This window comes from Blautia hominis, from assembly GCA_002270465.1.
Taxonomy (GTDB): domain Bacteria; phylum Bacillota; class Clostridia; order Lachnospirales; family Lachnospiraceae; genus Blautia; species Blautia hominis.
In genome coordinates, this window is the sequence record NQOF01000003.1 from 73,504 (window position 1) to 91,765 (window position 18,262).

Sequence of the window (18,262 nt, forward strand, 5' to 3'; positions counted from 1 at the left end):
CATATTTTTTAAAAGCATTTTTTGCTACAATAAATCCATCAAGAAAAGAGGTAACAAACCGCGGAACCTGTTACGAGATGATGGAGGATAAGAAAAAATGGAGAATTTTGTTGCATCACCGGAGCGTCTGATTTTCGGAGCGCTTCTGGGATTTGCAGTGCTGCTGTTCATGATTATCAAACTGAAGGTGCAGCCGTTTCTATCAATTATGTTGTCAGCGCTGATAATCGGACTGGCAGTGGGAATGCCGTTTACCATGATCACAGACACTTTATCTGAGGGTGTGGGAACTACGCTTCAGACGATAGCTGTACTGATCGGTCTGGGTTCTATGTTCGGTGCCATTCTGCAGGTTTCCGGCGGTGTGGAGGTGATCGCCCAGACACTGCTCGATCGGTTCGGAGAAAAAAAGGCGGCCTGGGCCTTAGGGGTTACTGGCCTTATAGTGGGAATGCCGGTATTTTTTGAGTCAGGGCTTTTGATTCTAATACCGATAGCGTTCGGCATTGCAAAGAAGACCAACCGCTCTATTTTCCACTATGCCATTCCACTGCTGGCCGGTCTGGCCATCGGACATGCATTTATCCCGCCTACACCGGGGCCGGTATTAGTGGCGGAGATGTTGAACGTGGAACTGAGTTATGTGATCCTTTTAGGTATTATCATCGGTATCCCTGCTATGATCCTGGCAGGTCCTGTTTTCGGAAAATTTGCGGGGGACAGATATCATTTTCCTGTTCCGTCCTCCTTTACCCGGAATGAAAAGAAGATGGCAGAGGGAAAACTTCCTTCTTTCGGCACAGTGGTGGCCATTATTCTGCTCCCGCTGTTTCTGATCATCCTGAACACCTTGTCCTCTGTGATCCCTTTTATGAGACCGTTGAAACCGGTCCTGACATTTCTGGGAACACCGATGATCGCCCTTCTGCTGTCCACGATCACCGCGATGGTCCTTCTGGGCATACGCCACGGATACACCAGGGAGGAACTGACAAAAATCATGACAGAATCGCTGTCATCCGCCGGAAATATCCTTCTGCTGATCGCAGGCGGCGGTATGCTGCGTTTTATTCTCCAGAATTCAGGGATTGGCGAGGCGTTTGGCAATTTCGTGGGAGCGCTGCCGCTGCCTCTGGTCCTCGTGGCATTTCTGATCGCAGCAGCGGTGAGGATTTCTGTAGGTTCCGCTACTGTGTCCATGACAATGGCTGCGGGTATTATGGCATCCATGCCCGCTGTGGGGGATTTATCCCAGATTCAGCTTGCCACCATCACCATTGCCGTGGCAGCCGGCGCAACGGCATTCAGCCATGTAAATGACTCCGGTTTCTGGCTTTCCAAATCCCTTTTTGAGGTGGATGAGAAGACAAACCTGAAGACCTGGACTGTGATGGAGACTATCATAGGGATTGTAGGTATCATAGGCGCCACGATTGTTTGGTTTATTGTCCGGTAACAACTGAAAATAGATAAGAAAGAGGTAAAAGAATATGAAATTATCATTCAGATGGTATGGTGAGGAAGACAAGGTCACATTAGAAAATATCCGTCAGATTCCGGGTATGCACTCTATTGTAACAGCAGTTTACGATGTTCCTGTCGGTGAGGTCTGGAGCAGAGAGAGCATTGCAAAGCTGAAAAAACAGACAAAGGAGGCAGGCCTTCATTTTGAAGTGATCGAGAGTGTTCCGGTACATGAAGATATTAAGCTGGGCATGCCGTCCAGGGACCGCTACATTGCCAATTACTGTGAGAACATCAAAAGGCTTGCAGAGGCAGGGATTCAGTGTATCTGCTATAACTTTATGCCTGTATTTGACTGGACCAGAACACAGCTTGACCATATGCTGCCCGACGGTTCCACATCCCTTGTGTATTATCAGGAGCAGGTGGACATGGTAAATCCTCTTGCGAAAGACAGCGATTTAACGCTTCCGGGCTGGGATGCCAGCTATTCCAGGGAGGAATTAAAAAATGTTGTGGCACAGTATAACAGTATGACCGAGGAGAATCTGTGGGATAATCTGCGTTACTTTCTAAAGGCCGTAATTCCCACAGCTGCTGCCTGCGGTGTGAACATGGCAATCCATGAGGATGACCCGTGCTGGAGTATTTTCGGCCTTCCTAGAATCATAACCTGTGAGGAGAATCTGGACCGTTTCCTAAAACTGGTGGATGATCCCCATAACGGTATCACCCTCTGCACCGGTTCTCTTGGCTGCAGTGCCAAAAATGATGTGGTGAAAATGGCCGGGAAATACGCGGCCATGGGAAGGATCCATTTTGTCCATGCCAGAAATGTAGCTGTTCTGGAGGATAACAGAGGATTTGAGGAGAGGGCGCATCTGTCAGCGTGCGGAAGCCTGGATATGTTCGCCATTCTGAAAGCGCTCCATGACAATGGGTTTGATGGCTATATCCGTCCGGATCACGGGCGCATGATCTGGGGAGAGACGGGAAGAGCCGGATACGGCCTGTATGACAGGGCACTGGGAGCCACATATTTAAACGGCATATGGGAGGCCCTGGAAAAAACAAACAGATAGAGAGTACGGACCGGCATAGGGGGAACAGAAGGATTTCCTGTATGCCGGTCTGTTTTTCTACTCTATAAACCTGTAGTATGATAGAATAGACATGACTGTATACTACCTATTACCTACAGAAACAGGAAACGGAGGGATCATATGAAGCATATCCGGATTTGGGCGGCCGCTCTCATCCTTGGGACGGTCTTGTGGGTGACCGGCTGCGGCGGGGAAGAGAAAGGGCAGGAAAAGTCTTTGGAGACAAGTACCGCTGAAACTGGGAATGAGAAACGGCAGGTGGCATTTGTACAGAAAAGTATGAACACGTATTTTCACCGTCTTTTGGATGCCTCTCTCAGAAATGATACGCTGGCAATGGGCTGGGAGTACAGGGAAGCGGTTGCTGACTATGACCAGACACGCCAGAATCAGCAGATGCTGAATTTCTGCGCCGGCAGCCCGGATGTGATCGTTGCCGCATCTATTGATAAGGACGGCATTAATTCCGCTATCGAACGGATCAATGAAGAGAACGTTCCGGTGGTCCTTGTAGATACGGAGTCCACAGGCGGCCAGGTAAGCCTTACTATAAACTTTGACAATTATAAAGCGGGGAAAATGGCAGCGCAGGAAATCGTCAGGCTTCTCACAGAGAAATACAAAGAGCCAAGGGGAACGGTCTGCCACGGTTACGGCAGTGAGGAGAGCAGTGCTTGGAAAGCCAGAAAACAGGGATTTGAGGACGAAATGAAAAAATATGAAAATATTCAGTGCATTCCCGCTGATATGAAGGGGAATCCCAAGGAAGCCAGAACGTGGCTTGCCGGTATTCTGGCAGAAGGCAGTCAGATTGATGCTGTCCACTGTTCCAGTGATCATCCGGCCAGAGGATTTGTGCAGGCGCTCCGGGAAGCCGGAATGTGGAAGAAGGCGGGGGAGCAGGGGCATATTATATTCGTTACCATTGACGGGGACCCATTTGCGGGAAAACAGATCCGCAGCGGATATTATGACAGCAGCGTAGTACAGGATGCCCTGGCGTACGGGGATGTGCTGGTGCAGATGCTGGAGGGGTATATCTTTACCGGGAAAGAGGTGCCTGTGGGAGAATACTTCCTGGAGGATACCTGGTTTGGCTCCTATGAAGTACAGGAGGATGAGAGAGGAAAACACGCGGTCATACCGCCTTATTATATGAACCGGGATAACGTGGAGGACCGGCGGCACTGGTACAAAAAAGCAGAGGAGCAGTGGGGCTATGCATACAATGATTCGCTGGATACGGAAACTGAAAATTGAAAAAAGACTGAGGACTTTCTTTTTCCTGGCTTCCATTGTACCGGTTTTGATCCTGGGAATCTGCAGCGCTGCAGGGTCCTATGAGGAGATGAAGGAAATGGCAGTGGATTATTCTGCCGCTATGGCGGACATCTCCCTGGGAAATATGGAGCAGCATTTCTCAAAATATTTGAGCCAGATTGAAGCTGTGGAGGAGAGCAGTGCACTTTTACAGCGGATTTCTTCCTACAACAGTGCGGACTGGGATGAAAAAAAGCAGACGGAAAATGATATGCGCCTTCTGGTCAACAGTATTTTCGGGCAGAATCAGGAGGTGGATACGGTGGAGATCAGCAGTGCTGACGGAGCAAAATTTTATTATCCCTCACCGATCACGAAAAAGGGATCCCCGCTGCTGGCAGAGACTGAGGTCCTTGATGGGCCGCTCTGGAGTTTTATCCCAAAAGAAACCGGGGCGGACAAGGAGAACTATATTGTGATCTCAAAGGCCATGAAGCCCTACGGTACCATTGTCCTGGCCCTGAAAAAGGATTATGCAGAGACGCTCTGTGAAAATGCGGGAGCGGGGAAACAGTGGAAAACGGCTATTTTTGACGGCAGCGGCGCGCTGGTGGCGGGGGAGGATGCCTTTGACAGAGCGTCAGGAGCGGATGGGGCGGTTGCCTTTACAGAACAGGGGAAGATGTTTACTTCCGGTCACGTGATTTCCTCCATGCAGTGGAAAATCGTAAATGGTGTGCCCTATTCCTATCTGTTGGACGGTGTCTATCAGCAGATCGGGGTTTTGTTCGCGCTTCTTGCAGCAGGAATTTTAGTGGTGTTTTATCTGTCAAAAATTATGACAGCCAGTATCACAGAGCCTCTGGGAAAGCTGACGAAAGCCATGGAACGCGACGGTTGGAAGGAGCTTCTGACAGATGAGGGCAGGGACGAATACCATGAGCTGATCCAGGGGTTCAATCAGATGAACGAGCGTCTGGGACATATGGGAAATGAAGTATTGCAGATGGAGTTAAAAGAGAGCCGTCTGGAACGAATAAAAAAAGAGACAGAACTGTCTGCACTGCAGAAGCAGATCAATCCCCATTTTCTCTATAACACCCTGGAGACCATATACTGGAATGGCCAGTATGAGGGAGCGGAGGAAATCAGTGATGTGGTCATTGCAGTGGGAAATTATTTCCGGACCATCATCAGCAAAGGGCAGGAGTATACAACCGTAGGGCAGGAGGCAAAGAGCGTGGAAAACTATCTGTTTCTGCAGAATCTTCGCTTTGGAGGCAGGATCAGGATATGGTGGGACATCCGGGAGGGGACAGAGGACTGCCGGGTAATGAAACTGATCCTCCAGCCGGTCATGGAGGATATGATCAATGAAGCGCTGGAAGAAAAAGCAAAGGAGATACAGTTCTGTGTGGAAGGAAAGCGGGAAGGTTCCCAGGTACGGTTTTTCATAAGCGGGGTACCACGGAACCTTACAGAAGGTTTCCGAAAGATACAGGAACTGCCGGGCTGCGGGAATGTGAATCAGCGCCTGAAGCTTTACTTTGGCCAACACTATGGTGTTACGATCGAAGAAAATGGAATCTGTATTCTGGTGCCGGTGAAAGAGGAGGAAACATGACAAAAAAATTGAGAAGCCTCTCCATAGAACGCAGGATGGTACTTTTTTTCAGTGTTCTATGCCTTATTCCGGTGCTGCTCCTGTCCTGTTTTTCTGCATGGAACCGTCAGGTCCAGTCAGAAAAAGGAGAGAAACGATTTACGCGCATGTATCTGGAACAGGGGCAGAACCAGTTGAATGCCTATCTGGCGGAGTATGAGCAGAAAGTCAGATATCTGACAGAGAACCCTGATCTGCTGGCAGATGTTTATCTGTATCACGAAAACAACCGTTACCGGGAGGAGGCCACTGCATCCAGGATAGAAAATATTCTCTACCATGCCTGCAGGGAGGAGGCATTCTTTGACTATGGGGTGATCCTGTCAGAGGATGGCAGCGTTTTTTTGAAGGGACAGAAGGAGGTGCCAAAAGCTGCCGCTTTTCAGAAGCTTGTGGAATCGGTAAGGAAAGATACAGGAGATGCACCGGTTTTCCTGACAGGGGAGGACGGGGCTGTATACCTGGCGGGACTTCTAAGCCCCGGCCTGGAGCCAGAGCAGATCACATGTCACCTGATCCTCAAATGCAATATGGATGCATTTGAGGAAATCGTAACCCTGCTGAAACGGACACAGGACCAGAGATTCTGTCTGACAGGGGAAGAGGGGCAGATTCTATTTGGTGAGGATGAGGGGGAAGAATGGGAGAAGGCAGATACCATATCTTTAAGAAACGGCTGGGAACTTTCTGTCTCCAAGAGCCGGATTTCTGCCGGAAGCCCACAAGGTGGGTTAAAATTGCTGGCTGCAGCCCTGCTTCTGTTTTCTGCATCATGTATGTATCTGCTGGGAAAGAGCCTCACGCTTCCTCTTGGTCAGATTAGAAGGAAGATGTACCGTGCAGGCCTTGGAGAGGAGACCGGGGAGTGCAGCAACGGGGAAGAGAGGGCAGAGTTTTCTGGGGATGAGCATCATATGCTGGAACAAAAATTGACGGAAATGATTAGAAAACAGCGGGAACTGCGGGATAAGATGTATGTGAGCAGGATTGCCGAGGAGAAGATACAGATGCGCATCAAGGAGCTGGAACTGAATGCCATGCAGCAGCAGATCAATCCACATTTTCTGTTAAATGTGCTGGAGACCATTTACTGGATGGCGGAGGAAAAAGGATATGAGCAGACAGAGGAGATGATCGCTGTGCTGGGTGATTATTTCAAGCTCTGTGTCTCGACAGCCGGGGAATTCGTGACCATCAGGGAGGAGATAGAAAATGCGAAAAGCTATCTGCGGATACTTACTATCTTATATGAGAAAAACTTTGATGTCCGGTGGAAAACAGATCCGGAGATCATGGACGGCAGAACCATTAAACTGATTCTGCAGCCGGTCATAGAGAATGCGTTTGAGCATGGGATACGCAGCATGAAACAGGGCGGACATATCATAATAACTGGCCGGCGTACGGAACAAGGAGTGGAATTTTGGGTTGAGGACAATGGAAAAGGCATGACAAAAGAACGCCTGAAGGAAGTGACGGATTATATGAAGGACAGCGATTATGACCCGGCTAAAAGTGTGGGGACCAGGAATGTGAATCTGCGGATCCGCCTTTATTACGGGGATGCCTACGGTCTTTCCTATGCGTCAGAAGAGGGGGCAGGGACCAGGGCAGTCATAAAGATCCCCTGGGAGACAGGGGCATGTGTGCAGGGACAGGAGGCCATCAGAAACGAATATGGGAACTAACAGGAGGCTTAGAAAAAATGTATAAGATCATTTTGGTGGAGGACGAAGCCATCATCCGCCGTGGGATCAAAAGAGGCGTCAAATGGGAGGAACAGGGGTTTGAGATAGCAGCCGAGGCGGAGGACGCGGAGGAAGCACTGAGGCTTTTGCAGGAGATGCCTGTTGACGTGGTACTCACTGATGTCAAGATGCCCGGAATGAACGGCGTGGAGCTTTCCAGAAAAGTGAAGGAACAGTACCCGCAGACGGAAATCGTCATACTGAGCGGCTTTGCTGAATTTGAATATGCGAAAGCGGCAGTTTCTTTCGGTGCCTTTGAATATATGGTAAAGCCTGTGAGAAAGCAGGAAATTGAAGCTGTATTTTGCAGGCTGAAGGAAAAACTGGACCGGCGCTTCCGGGAACAGGCAGAGGAACAGCGCCGTATGCTGGTGCTGAATGAGGGAATGGAAAAGCTCAGGGAAGCGCTTCTTCTGGAACTTCTGGAGGGCGAGAGGAAAGCCTATACAAACCTGGAGGAGGAGATCATGCGTCTGGAGCTGGAACTCTCCACCCGGAATGTGCAGGCCGCCGTCATACGGATTGCCCATCCGCAGGATGCAGATGCAGATGAGGTCAGGCAGACATACCGGAAAATCCTGGAGGAATGTATTCCCCAGGGGATTTTTGTGCTTCGCGATATACAGGAGATCATCCTCATTTTTTCCGAAGTGGAGGAGCTAAGGGAAGCCGAGTTGGTCAAAGATCTGGAGAGGACAGCAAAGAGGATAAAAGAGGAATGCTTCAAAGAGGCCAGTCCCCAGGTGCGTGTGGGAATAGGAATGGTATATCCCTCCATCACCCACCTGCATAAATCCTTTGTCCAGTCAAAAAAAGCGATTGATTCTAATTTTCATGAGGCAGGGCAGGTGGTGAATGTCTTTGGGGACGGCATTGAGTATGAGTTTGAAAAACAGTGGATTCAGGAATATCCCAGGGAGATAAGCAGCATCACAGAACTGGTACTGGCCGGAAGGGAGGAGGATGTAAAGTCTTCCATAGATCAGATGTTCACAGAGTTCGAGGACAAAAAAATGAACCCGGAGCTTATAAAAAACTATTGCTATGTCCTGGGGATCATGCTCAAAAATGCTGTATACGGCATTCTGAAGCCTGCACAGGAGCAGTGCTACCCGGACGGTTCTTTTGAGACAAGAGTCAAAAATGTCCTATCCATGGAGGAACTAAGGGAGATCATGCAGAGGGCAGCCCGCGGCATGGTACTCATGATGAAGAAAAACGGTGTGGAGGAGCCGGCCAGGGACAGGCTTGTGATCGAGCAGGCAAAGGCTTATATTGCGGAAAACTACAGCAGGAAGATCTCTCTGGATGAAATATGCCAAAACCTCTATCTGTCCACCACCTATTTTTCCTATATCTTCAAACAGGAGACAGGCCGGAATTACATGGAATACCTGACCAGTCTCCGGATGGAGAAAGCAAAAGAACTGCTCAGCACCACCACAAATAAGGTGTATGAGATCGCGGGGGATGTGGGGTACAGTGATTATAAATATTTCACCGGGCAGTTTAAGAAATATACGGGGATGTCACCGAAAGACTACAGGGCAGGAGGAAATCATATATAGTAACAGCAAAATCCTTATAGAAACCAGTACAATGCCGTAAGATGACATCCTACTGGTTTCTATAAGTTTCCGATCAGGATAGTAATGGTAAATCTGTCATCCGTATAAGAGATATCCATATCTCCCGCATATTTTTCCACCATATCACGGACATTCTGCACACCGAATCCGTGGAGGGTCTTGTCTGTTTTTTCTGTCACGTAACGGTTCTTTTTTACCGTGATGGGATTTCTTTTAGAATTGGAGATTTCGTAGCTGAAATATCCTTTATCATATCTGGCTTTCAGGGATATCTGCCGTTTGGAGGTATCCTGAATTTTTTCGCAGGCCTCAATGGCATTATCCAGAGTATTGGAAAAAAGGGAACAGAGACTGATATCATCAATGCCCAAAAGTCCGTCTATGGAGATATTGAAAAAACAGTCAACCTTATTTTCCAAAGCAGTATTATACTTGCTGTTCAGCACAGCGTTGACAATACTGTTCTTACAGAAAATACGGTTGTTTACAGTCAGTTCCCCGGAAAGTTCCCGGAAATATTTCTCCGCCCCATGAAAATCCCGGTTCTGGATAAAAGAATAAATCACGCTCAGATGGTTTTTCATGTCATGGCGGATCTTTCGGACAGTCTTCTGGTTTTCTTCCAGTTCTTCATAGTAGGACTGCTGGTACTTTAAGTTCTGCATTTCCATATTGCTTTTTATGGTTTTGGCCACATAAGAAGTCAGATAGAGTGCTCCCATACTGGTTAGGAAACAGGCAATGCAGGCAGGGTAGGAAGTGTAGGCTCTGTCCATAGGTGAGTAGTATATGAAGGTGATCAGTCCCACTGCAGAGGCCAGGCTGATAATGTCTATCACCAGCCACATGCGCACAGTCAGTTCCCTGACATGGGGGATCCATTTGCGGCTCAGCCTCCATATGAGATACCATGCAGGTATGCGCAGATAGATGGTGAGGGTGTGCAGGACTGTCTGGGCGGTAAGCGACATATCCTGGTTCATATCCCAAATTTGGTAACCGATGTTCTCAGTCAAAAAGTTCAGGGATATCAGTATGGGATAGATCACGATACAGACGGACAGGCGTTCCAGCAAGGTCCCTTTAAACATGATCAGTAAATATATTATAAAAAGCAGCAGAACACCTACGGTTCCCGTCATTTCTTCAGGGTATATATAGGGCTGCGATAAAGATGGCAGGATCAGGAAGGACAGCAGAGTAAACCACTTTTTATTGCTCCGCGGTGTGAGAAATCTGCGCAGGAGAAGAAAAAGAAAGATCACATAAGCGCAGGTTCCGGTAAAGTTACATAAATATTCCAGTAGGGAGATTGATTGGGAAGTCATATGGTCCTCCTAGGCCGGCAGAGCAGCATTAAAATTTGTTCTTACATTATTATGCAGAAAAAGTCTGCTTTGTAAGAGTATAACCTATTTATGATTCCTGTTTCAACCACATCTTTAAAGAAAACGACAGTGGCTTGTGAAACGCAAAGATGCAAGAAGTGGTATTAAGATAATATCATGTAAAAAAAAGCTTGAAATTTTATAAAAAATTTTATATAATTGGTAAAACGAAATAGACTTTGTGGGTGAAAAGATGATCATAAATCGTAACTATTCAGTAGGTCTGCGCATTCACTGCGCTGACCGCAAGAAAGCACTCCGCAGCCAAGCAAAAATCCCATCGCCAAAAGCGATGCTGTATGGATTTTTGCCTGTAACTGTGAGGGTACTGAATAGTTACCATAAATCTTTGATACACTTTACTGCAAATGCCTGTAGGGGGTCATATGAAAGTCAATATCAAAACCATAAGTGAGATTACCGGTTATTCACAAGCTACGATTTCCAATGTCTTAAATCATAAAAAAGGCACAAATAGAAATACTGCAGCGGAAATTCTGAGAGTAGCTAAGGATATAGGGTATCTGAATTCTACAAAGATTGAAAATATAAAACTGGTTGTGTATAAGAAAAGCGGCAGGGTTCTGACAGAGACCCCGCTGATAGCGGATCTGATAGCCGGAATAGAGTCGGAAGGCAGAGAAAATGGACTGGATACTATCATTTATAACCTGGAACAGGGAGAGGAACAGTTTCAGACAAAGTTGAATGTGGTTTTGGAAGAGCGGAATTCAGGGGTTATCCTCTTTGCCACAGAACTGGACTGGGAGGATATAAAACCCTTTCAAAACATACCGGCGCCTTTGGTGGTGGTAGATGCCTGGTTCAAGGAAGGGGATTTTGACACAGTCCTTATGGATAATACGAATTCGGTATATAAGATGGTTACTTATCTGTTGGAAAATCATCATAGGGACATAGGTTATATTGACAGCTCAGTACCTGTGAGAAACTTCTATTACCGCAAAAAATCGTTTATGGATACCATGAATGAGTTTGATGTACCTATTGAAGAAAAGTATATGGTGAAGGTTGAGCCGACTATGAATGGCGCGTACGAAGATATGAAAAAATATCTTGCAGGGAATCCACAAATACCCACTGCTTACTGTGCTGCCAATGATATTATTGCTTTTGGAGCAATGAAGGCCCTCAGGGAGTGCGGGTGCGAGATTCCGGAAGATGTCTCTGTTGTCGGTTTTGATAATATGCCGTTTTGTGAAATGACTTCTCCACCGCTTACTACCATTGATTTTCCCAAAAAGGAGATTGGTATTACAGCAGTGCGGCAATTGATGCAGCAGTGCAATCGACCGGAACGGGTTTCCTATAAAGTAGAGCTTTTAACAAAACTGGTAGAGAGAGGCAGTGTTAGAAAAATTTAATAAAACAGTAAAAATAATAAGGACTTACGCCTTTTGGGCGCAGGTCCTTTTTTCTGTAAATCAGCAGAAAAGATGGATGCGTCAAGGAACAGGCAGAAAGATTCCTGTAAAAATATGGAAAAAAGGTAAAGAAATATAAAAGCGATATATAAAATTTTAAATAAAAATATATAAAAAATAGTTGACTTTAAGATAAAAAAGCATTATTATGATTTCAACAGGAAAAGAGAATTCCTGGAGGGTGTAGCAAAAAATGTAAAGTACAGGAGGTAAGTATGAAGAAACGAATGTTATGTATGGCGCTGTGTTTGGGACTCACATTGTCTATGACTGCTTGTGGGGGCAGTTCCGATGGAAAGACGAAAGCGCAAAGTGAAAACAGCGATGAAAAGGTGCACTTGAAAGTAGCATTGTACAGCGACGGTCAGAATATGAGCGAAGCGCAGAAAAAGGTGTTTGACTCTTTTACAGAAGAGCATCCGGATATTGTACCTGAGTTTCAGTTCATCACCAGTGATACGGGAAACTGGAACGGATATCTGACTAAGATCAAGACGATGATCGCCTCAGGGGAAGCTCCGGATGTAGTGTGCGTAGGACTGGAAGGGGTGGCAATGATGGCGATGCAGGATTTGGCCATACCCATTGACGATTACGTTGATGAGAACATAGATAAATACCAGCCGATTTTAGACAATATTGCCCAGGAATTACAGGATATTTATATTATTGATGGGAAGCGATACAGTATTCCATATGAAGCCAATTCAGTCGTGACACATATCAGGAAAGATATTTTTGAAGAAAAAGGTGTGGAACTGCCGGATGAAGACTGGACGTTTGAGGAGTTCAAAGATATTTGCGGCAAGATTTCAGATCCGGATAACGGAATTTATGCATTCGGCGTACCCACTAACTTTTTCTGTCTGGCATCCTGGCTCTATGCCAATGGAGGAGCAACCCTTAATGAGGACTGGACAGAGGGAACCATCAATTCCCCTGAAGTAGTGGAAGTATTTCAATTTTTCCAGGATGCAATACATAAATACCACTGGGCGCCGCAGCCGGAAGCCAATACTACGGATGTTGATCTGATCGTACAGGGCAAGACGGCCATGGGCTGGTGGGGACGATGGGTCTCTAATGATTATGCGTCCAGTGATTTATCCCATATCTATGCCAATACCCTGCCGGCAATGAAGAATGGGCATACGACTTGTGCGGGTTCCTGTGGCTTTGTAGTGATGAAATCCAGCAAACATCAGGAGGAAGCAAAAGCATTAGCCTGTTGGACCGCAGAGAAAGATTATGTAGAAACCTTTATGAAAACAGGCTCCCTGCCCGCCAACTCAGAGTTTGGCGCTGAGATCTGTTCCGCTGATCCAACCATAGAAAACTGGGAATGTATGTATAAAGTCTATGAGACAGGTGATTGGAGAAGAAGCCAGGATCCGCCGGAATACGCTGATCTGGGGTCTATCTACCAGAAATATATGGATATTATTTATTCAAATCAGATGACAGCACAGGAAGCTCTTGATCTGGCTAATGATGAAATTAATCAGCTGCTTCAGAACAGTGATTACCGAAAGAGTGATAAAGATAAAGCGATAATAGAGAGTTTGTTTAAAAATTAATAAGACTTTGAGAAAAAGCGGCCCGGAGAACCAATTCGCTTTTCAGGCCGCTTTTCTCATTTTCCTATATGGCTTGTGAAAAGAGGGAAAAAGGATGAGTAAAGAAAAAACTGTTGTAAGTACATATGAAAAACGGAGAAAACGAAAAGAGGCGAGAGCTGCATATTTGTTCGTGGCGCCTACAGTGATCTTTTTTACTGCATTTGTTGCGGTTCCTATTATTATGACTGTATTTGTCCTGAGTTTTTCATCTTATGATCTACTTTCCCCCATGAAATTTGTGGGACTTGATAATTTTAAACAATTGGTATCAGACCCGGATGTTAAAGTGGTTCTGCTAAATACATTGAAATTTATTTTGATCATTGCTCCGGTACATATTGTGATCGGCCTGTTGTTGGCCGCCGCCGTAACATCAGTAAAAAGCTGGTTTTTCAGAGGTGCATTCCGGGTGGCTTTTTATTTTCCGCTGGTAGTGACTACGGCATCGGTAGCAATTGTCTGGGGATATTTGTATGATACGAATTTCGGGGTGTTTAATTATTTTCTTTCAAGCGCAGGAGCACCTGCGATTCCATGGCTGACGGATACCGGTTGGTCCCTGGTTGCAGTTGCATTGTTTTCTGCCTGGAAATTCATAGGGAATGCATTTCTTTATTACTTGATCGGATTGCAGAATATTCCGGATTCTTACATTGAAGCGGCTTCCATTGACGGAGCCAATGGGATTCAGATCTTTTTCAGGATCAAGCTGCCTATGCTGACACCAACCTTATTTTTTGTGATCACAACCACGCTGATCAACTGTTTCCAAATGTTTGATGAACCGTTTTTCCTCACAAAAGGGGGACCGGGAGTTTCATCCCAGACAATTGCAATGCACATATACAGAAAAGGGTTTAATGAATACCATTTCGGGTATGCATCTACACTGGGGCTTATTTTATTTGTCATTGTTCTGATCGTAACATTTATTCAGTTTTCAACACAGAAAAAGTGGGTTTCATACGATATGGAATAAGGAGGTTATGATGAAAAGAAAAATTGCTACAGGAAAATTGAAGCAAAGTTTATTGGTACTTGTTCTGTTGTGTCTTGCGGCAGCCATGCTGCTGCCATTCTTTTGGGTATTTGCAACATCGCTCAGACTGCCTAAGGATTCATTTTCATTGCCGCCGTCCTTTTTTCCTACACAGTGGAATTGGGAAAACTATTCCCATGTATTTACATCAGTTCCCTTTTTTGATTTTATCAAAAACAGTGTAGTGGTAACGGTTTCTATAACAGGCATCCAATTGGTGTTTTCTTCCATGTGTGCTTTTGCATTTGCCAGACTGAAATTCAAAGGCGGTAACCTGCTGTTTGTATATATCTTGACGGGGTTGATGATACCCTATCAGTCTATTATAATAGCCCAGTTTTTAATTGTAACGAAAATGGGATTGGTAGACACTCATCTGGCCTTGATCCTGCCATATCTGGCAAATCCATTTGGCATCTTTCTTTTAAAGCAGTTTATGCAGACCATACCAAAAAGTTATGATGAGGCCGCTATTATGGATGGTGCCAATTGGTGGCAGATATATTGGCATGTCATACTGCCTATGTCAAAACCTGCACTCGTTGTGTGTGCATTTATGAAGTTCATTGAACAGTGGAACAACTTCTTTGCGGGATTGATATACATAAACTCCCAGGAAAAATACACTTTACCTATGGGAATGATGCTCCTTCGCGGATTCCGCTCTTCGGGCAGTGTTTCTATGATAATGGCGGGAGTTATGATCTCACTGATCGTTCCTGCTTTGGTATATATTTTCGGCCAAAAGTATTTGATACAGGGAACGGTATTATCAGGTTTGAAAAGTTGAAAGGAGAAAAGCGAAGTATGCTGAAAGGTATTTATTTTATGGGGTGGCAGAGAGATATGTGGAATTATCATCCTAGTCTGCCAATGAAAAACATGCAGATGATCCAGGATATTGAAGATATTCACGGGGATATGCTTATATGGTCCTGCCTGGGGAGCGGTGCCATAGGACTTCCTTATTTGGACCGGGAGGCCAATGATGATACTCCTCCCAGAATGAGACTGTACGGATTTATGAATGATAAGGAATTCTGCGAGGAGTGCAGAAAAAGAGGGATCACAGTTTTTTCTGTTCTCTGGAAATCCCAGTTGTGGGAATTTGGTGCGGAATTTAACGAGGATGAGACAAAACTTCTTTCTCTTAATATTTTGAGAAATGCGTCTAAAAACCATAAATATGTTGGGATGAGCGAATTATCTACGAACCGGTATCCTCATTTATTTAAACCTATGGAAACGTATTTTCCGGATGGTTTAAAGGATTATAAAGGAAATACCGTGAAAGATTTTCTGAAAGAGTTCAAAGCGGTATCCCTTGAGGGGAGAAGTATTCTGTCAGCGTGGCTGATGGCTCCGGAGCATGACCATAAGTGTTATTCGCCCTGCTGTTGTAAAGAATCCTATCTTTCGTATTTAAAGAAGAATGTAGAAATGATGATAGATGCCGGAACCGGTGGTCTGCATATTGACGAGTATGATACACAAAAACATGTGCTTAATAACGCAGGGTGTTTTTGCGATGAATGTATGGATAAATTTAATGCGTACATAAAAAAGATGCAGATCAGGCTGCCCGATGACGCAGGGGACATAGAAAGCTTTCATTATCGGAAATATTTACTGAAAAAAGGGTATACCGATGAAAAATTGCTTCCCTTTAATGGAAATAAGAGGTGGGAAATTCCCTTATTCAGAGATTTTGTTGAAATGCAGATAGAGTATATTTCAGTAGTGGTCAAAGAGATTTCACAGCACGCAAAACAATATGCAAAAGAGGTGAGAAACGAGGAGTTCCCGGTAACAGCTAATCTTTTTCAATGTTTCCCAATCTCCTGGAAATCTAAAAAATATCTCGATCTGCTGGCAGGAGAAAAAACAGATATTAAATTAAGACAGGACGCATGGTATAAATATGCATTTGGCTGGCTGAACGGAAAAGAGTGTTGTTTTGTAGAAGATCCCAATCAGTATGTAAGAGATATGCTGGAGGATATAAAAAATGGTATTCACGACAGACTGATCCTGTTCTTATTAGAACCCATAGCCCATGGATTTCATATTGCATTTCCGTACGGCTCATGGCTGCAGAATCAGGTAAAAGATGCTTTCTGGCCGGACCTGAGGGTGCTCAAAAAACTGGGGGCATGGCTGGATAACAACAGCAGCCTTTTTCCGAAAAATCCGGCAGCAGATATTGCGGTGATCTATGATCTGCCTTCTGCATACGAAAATCTTTGGACAGAGCCATCCCTAAATGCAACGGCTACTTATAATCAGGTTGAGGAGATCAGCTTAGAGGGAGTGGAAGAGCTGGGAAGACAGGGGGCTTTTTCCTGTGACGGGGATTTTGATGATTTCTTCCGGCTGATCCAGCATATGAGTGATAAGGACATTGTTTATAACGTAATTTATGAAAGTCCGGATGAACCTTTGACCGTTGAAAAAATTTCAGGATATAAACAAGTTATTATTCCCGACGCATTTAACATGCAGGAAAGTACAGTTGAAATATTGAAAAGTTGTCAGAAAACGGGTGTGGAGGTATTTACATTCGGAAGGATTCCCCAGGGGCTTAAACCGGATAAGATGTATCAGACCCAGGAAGAAGATGCCCTGATCGACATGCTGCATATGCAGACCATGGTGATCGAAGTGCAGTCAGATGGGAAATACGGTGTTGCTGTGCATCAAAAGGATAATGGGAAAGTGCTTCACATTGTGAATTATAATTATAATGAAGAAACACATAAAATTGACACCCTGCCAGAAGTGAGAGTAAAGCTGAATTACCCCTGTGATGAGCTGAGAATAGCAGAATTTCCGGAGAACAACCGTGCGGAGGCTGAGATAAAAGACGGAGAGATCGTGGTTCGTAATGCAGGGATTTATACAGTTATAGAGTGCAGAGAGTGTTACTGTACACAGGCCACTGTACCGGGAGGCGTTTTCATGCCGAAAGCATGAAAATCCCGAGGTAGCCAGCGCGATATGGGGCAGAATGCTCCATATCTGTGCATCGCGAAGCGTGTTACTGGACACGGAGTGTACAGTAACCAGAGAGTGAAGCAGTTAACGGAAGAAAGAGTGGAGGGGTTTACATGAAACGTTCAGAATTAAATAAAATTATCTGTGAAGCGATTGATTTTGCTGAGGATAAAGGAATAAAATTCCCGCCTTTTGCAAAATGGAGTGTAGAGGATTGGAAAAAAGTGGGGGAGCAGGAGAAGGAACTGGTAGACAATATGCTGGGCTGGGATGTCACGGATTTTGGGAGCGGGGATTTCAGAAAATGCGGTCTGTTGATCTTTACATTCCGCAATGGGAATTTTCATGATAAAGAGACTTATCCCAAACCATATGCGGAGAAGCTGCTGTTGGTAGATGACGGACAAGAACTGCCTTATCACTTTCATTGGAGTAAGATGGAGGATATTATTAACAGAGGAGGCGGAAATCTTATCGTCCAGCTATACAACGCGGATGAGAACGAGGGTTTTGCCCATACGGATGTGACCGTGACAATTGATGGACAAAAAAGAAAAATCCCGGCAGGAGGGAAAGTGACCCTTGAACCGGGGCAGAGTATAACGCTGCTTCCCGGGCAGTATCACCGCTGGGAGGGAGAGAAGGGAACGGGGAAAGTAATGCTGTTTGAAGTCTCCACCACAAATGATGATATGACGGATAACCGCTTCTATGAAGCCAAGGAGAGGATTCCCAATATTGTGGAAGATGAAGCACCTCAATATCTTATATTTGATGATTATAAAGAGTATGTATCCTTAAACAGAGGGCAGTAAATTTGCATGGGATGAATTGCTGCGTGATCGCTTATGGAATAAGTCTAAGGATGAAAATTTTAGTGGGATATATCCGGTACAGGGTATATCCCGCTATGTTCGTCCCCGACTCAGGTTTGTACATCCGTAGCGCCA

General features: G+C 45.4%; 13 protein-coding genes. 12 read left to right on the plus strand and 1 reads right to left on the minus strand.

Features of this window, described 5'->3' with window-relative positions:
- Positions 1-97 precede the first annotated feature (97 nt).
- The 6 genes from CI595_RS11085 (at position 98) to CI595_RS11110 (ending at position 8,806) form a co-directional block, all read left to right on the plus strand.
- Positions 98-1,456, plus strand: a complete 1,359-nt coding sequence (locus CI595_RS11085; RefSeq protein WP_095173333.1) for a GntP family permease — start codon at positions 98-100, stop codon at positions 1,454-1,456.
- A gap of 34 nt (positions 1,457-1,490) precedes the next feature.
- Entirely contained in the window at positions 1,491-2,546 is a 1,056-nt protein-coding gene (uxuA, locus tag CI595_RS11090; RefSeq protein ID WP_095173334.1) for a mannonate dehydratase, read from the plus strand.
- Positions 2,547-2,687: 141 nt separating this feature from the next.
- On the plus strand, positions 2,688-3,827 hold the full coding sequence (locus tag CI595_RS11095; protein WP_095173335.1) for a sugar ABC transporter substrate-binding protein: 1,140 nt from the start codon (positions 2,688-2,690) through the stop codon (positions 3,825-3,827).
- Complete coding sequence (locus CI595_RS11100; protein ID WP_095173336.1) at positions 3,787-5,451, plus strand: sensor histidine kinase; 1,665 nt, start codon at positions 3,787-3,789, stop codon at positions 5,449-5,451. The genes CI595_RS11095 and CI595_RS11100 overlap by 41 nt, the downstream gene beginning before the upstream one ends.
- Positions 5,448-7,178 carry a sensor histidine kinase gene (locus CI595_RS11105; protein WP_095173337.1) on the plus strand — a complete coding sequence of 577 codons (1,731 nt, stop codon included), beginning with the start codon at positions 5,448-5,450 and terminating at the stop codon, positions 7,176-7,178. Before CI595_RS11100 ends, CI595_RS11105 begins: the two co-directional genes overlap by 4 nt.
- A 17-nt stretch (positions 7,179-7,195) precedes the next feature.
- Positions 7,196-8,806, plus strand: coding sequence for a response regulator (locus CI595_RS11110; protein ID WP_162291854.1), 1,611 nt, complete (start codon positions 7,196-7,198; stop codon positions 8,804-8,806).
- Positions 8,807-8,865: 59 nt separating this feature from the next.
- Here CI595_RS11110 and CI595_RS11115 read toward each other — a convergent pair whose 3' ends face one another.
- Positions 8,866-10,155, minus strand: a complete 1,290-nt coding sequence (locus tag CI595_RS11115) for a sensor histidine kinase (protein ID WP_095173339.1) — start codon at positions 10,153-10,155, stop codon at positions 8,866-8,868.
- Positions 10,156-10,601: 446 nt separating this feature from the next.
- Between CI595_RS11115 and CI595_RS11120 the strand changes: the two genes are divergently transcribed.
- From CI595_RS11120 to CI595_RS11145, 6 genes are all read left to right on the plus strand, one after another.
- Positions 10,602-11,600, plus strand: coding sequence for a LacI family DNA-binding transcriptional regulator (locus CI595_RS11120; protein WP_095173340.1), 999 nt, complete (start codon positions 10,602-10,604; stop codon positions 11,598-11,600).
- A 275-nt stretch (positions 11,601-11,875) separates the two neighbouring features.
- Complete coding sequence (locus CI595_RS11125) at positions 11,876-13,237, plus strand: ABC transporter substrate-binding protein (protein WP_095173341.1); 1,362 nt, start codon at positions 11,876-11,878, stop codon at positions 13,235-13,237.
- A gap of 94 nt (positions 13,238-13,331) precedes the next feature.
- Positions 13,332-14,258 carry a carbohydrate ABC transporter permease gene (locus CI595_RS11130; protein ID WP_095173342.1) on the plus strand — a complete coding sequence of 309 codons (927 nt, stop codon included), beginning with the start codon at positions 13,332-13,334 and terminating at the stop codon, positions 14,256-14,258.
- A 10-nt stretch (positions 14,259-14,268) separates the two neighbouring features.
- Complete coding sequence (locus CI595_RS11135) at positions 14,269-15,108, plus strand: carbohydrate ABC transporter permease (protein WP_243135147.1); 840 nt, start codon at positions 14,269-14,271, stop codon at positions 15,106-15,108.
- Between the two features lie 17 nt (positions 15,109-15,125).
- On the plus strand, positions 15,126-17,291 hold the full coding sequence (locus CI595_RS11140) for a hypothetical protein (RefSeq protein WP_095173344.1): 2,166 nt from the start codon (positions 15,126-15,128) through the stop codon (positions 17,289-17,291).
- Positions 17,292-17,425: 134 nt separating this feature from the next.
- Complete coding sequence (locus CI595_RS11145; RefSeq protein WP_095173345.1) at positions 17,426-18,127, plus strand: D-lyxose/D-mannose family sugar isomerase; 702 nt, start codon at positions 17,426-17,428, stop codon at positions 18,125-18,127.
- Positions 18,128-18,262: the final 135 nt, after the last annotated feature.